Genomic DNA, 2,187 nt, shown 5'->3' with positions numbered 1-2,187 from the left:
GGCGGCGATCTGGCGTACTACATCTCCTTCGACAACGAGAAGGTGGGAGTCCTCCAGGCCACGGAGTTCGTCGACGCCGTCGAGAAGGCGGGGGGCGGCGGCATCCTGATGGTCAACGGCTCCCCCACCGACAGCAACGCCGCCCTGTTCCGCAAGGGCGCCCACAGCCTCATCGATGCGAGCGGACTCGAGGTGCTCGCCGAGTTCGACACCCCCGACTGGAGCCCCGACAAGGCGCAGGCCTGGGTCGCGGGTCAGATCGCGCAGTACGGCGATGAGATCGTCGGCGTGTACGCCGCCAACGACGGCACGGCCAGCGGAGCAGTGGCGGCACTGAAGGCTGCGAACGTCGACCCCTTCCCGATCGTCACGGGGCAGGATGCCGAGCTCACCGCCCTGCAGCGGATCGTCACGGGTGATCAGCACATGACCGTCTACAAGGCGATCAAGCCGCAGGCCGAGCTCGCCGCCGAGGTCGCCGTCGCGCTCCTCCACGGCGAAGAGGTGACCGCGCCGATGGAGATCGACGGCGTGCCGACCACCCTCCTCGACCCCGTCGCGGTGACCGTCGACAACATCCTCGAGACGGTCGTCGCGGACGGCTTCTGGACCGTCGACGACATCTGCACGCCCGAGTACGCCGATGCGTGCGAAGCCGCGGGCATCCGGTAGGGTCCTGACCTTGGCGAGGAGGGCATGAGCGGATGTCGATGACACAGCCGCGCGCGGGGCGACCGCGCGAGCGCGTGCTCACCATGCGCGGGATCGGGAAGCACTTCGGCGCTGTCAAGGCCCTCACCGACGTCGACTTCTGGGTGAACGAGGGCGAGGTGGTCGCCCTCGTCGGCGACAACGGCGCGGGCAAGTCCACGCTCGTCAAGGTGCTCGCCGGCGTTCACGCACCGGACGCGGGGACGATCGAGTTCGACGGCGAGATGGTCGACATCCCGAGCCCGGCCGACGCGCAGGAGCTCGGCATCGCGACCGTCTTCCAAGATCTCGCCCTGTGCGACAACCTCGACGTCGTCGCCAACCTGTGGCTCGGGCGCGAGCTGCGCGACGGGATGGGGCTCGACGAGGTCGACATGGAGCAGCGCACGTGGACGCTGCTGCGGGAGCTCTCCGCCAAGATCCCGTCCGTGCGCATCCCCGTCGCCTCCCTCTCGGGCGGACAGCGGCAGACCGTGGCGATCGCACGCTCCCTCATCGGCGACCCCCGCGTCGTGATCCTCGACGAGCCGACGGCGGCGCTCGGGGTCGCTCAGACCGCCGAGGTGCTCAACCTCATCGAGCGCCTGCGCGAGCGGGGGCACGGCGTGATCCTCATCAGTCACAACATGGCCGACGTCATGGCCGTCGCCGACCGCGTGGTGGTGCTCCGGCTCGGGCGCAACAACGGCGTCTACAACGTGGCCGAGGTGACGAGCGCGACCCTCATCGCGGCGATCACGGGCGCCGCCGACAACGCCGCGGCGCGCCGGGCTGCGGACCATCCGGCTCCCCGCGCGCGCCCGGCGGCCGAGCCCCTCTCCGAACCGGTCGGCGAGCCGGTCGCCGACCGCAGGCAGGAGCGGGATGCCGAGATCATCCCCATCCCGCCGGGCCGGCGGCGCCGCTCCCCCGGCCCGAAGGGCGGGCGCTCGTGAGCCGCGACCTGGTGCCGGGCACCGACTCGGACGACGTGCGGCTGCTGAGCGTGGAGGGCGTACGGGGCGCCGTGCAGTCGGTCCTCGCTCGCATCCGAGGCGGCGACCTGGGCGCCGTACCCGTCGTCGGCGGTCTCGTCGTCATCTGGCTCGTCTTCCAGGCGCTCAACCCCGTCTTCCTCTCGAGCGAGAACCTCGGCAACCTCACGATGCAGTGCGCGGCGATCGGCACGATCGCGCTCGGGGTCGTGCTCGTGCTGCTGCTGGGCGAGATCGACCTCTCGGTCGGCTCCGTCTCCGGCCTCGCGGCGGCCGTGCTCGCCGTGACCTTCGTGCAGCTGAACTGGCCGCTCGCCCTCGCGCTGGCTGCCGGCATCGGGATCGGATGCCTCGTCGGCCTGCTGTACGGCTTCCTCTACACGCGCTTCGGCCTGCCGAGCTTCGTGATCACGCTCGCCGGTCTCCTCGGGTTCCTGGGCCTGCAGCTGTGGGTGCTGGGAGACACCGGCACGATCGGGCTGCCGTTCGACTCCTGGATCGT

The 2,187-nt window shown here is 70.8% G+C and carries 2 protein-coding genes and 1 pseudogene; all 3 read left to right on the top strand.

From position 1 onward, the window contains the following. Positions 1 to 672, top strand: a 672-nt coding sequence (locus tag ACE3O1_RS15450; RefSeq protein WP_374316563.1) for a substrate-binding domain-containing protein, incomplete at its 5' end; no start/stop codon positions are given. Positions 673 to 704: 32 nt separating this feature from the next. Next, complete coding sequence (locus tag ACE3O1_RS15445; RefSeq protein WP_374316561.1) at positions 705 to 1,646, top strand: ATP-binding cassette domain-containing protein; 942 nt, start codon at positions 705 to 707, stop codon at positions 1,644 to 1,646. Continuing rightward, positions 1,643 to 2,187: pseudogene (locus ACE3O1_RS15440) on the top strand (sugar ABC transporter permease); the annotation flags it as partial. The gene ACE3O1_RS15445 and the pseudogene ACE3O1_RS15440, both read left to right, overlap by 4 nt.

It is taken from the genome of Microbacterium sp. (genome assembly GCF_041909575.1).
In the GTDB taxonomy this organism is placed as follows: Bacteria; Actinomycetota; Actinomycetes; order Actinomycetales; family Microbacteriaceae; genus Microbacterium.
Note: the sequence above shows the minus strand (reverse complement) of the source record. Positions and strands in the feature narration are given on the sequence as shown.

What these genes read in the sequence shown, in the direction of transcription:
- ACE3O1_RS15445 (WP_374316561.1), top strand. Translation starts at nt 705, where the DNA reads ATGTCGATGACACAGCCGCGCGCGGGGCGACCGCGCGAGCGCGTGCTC.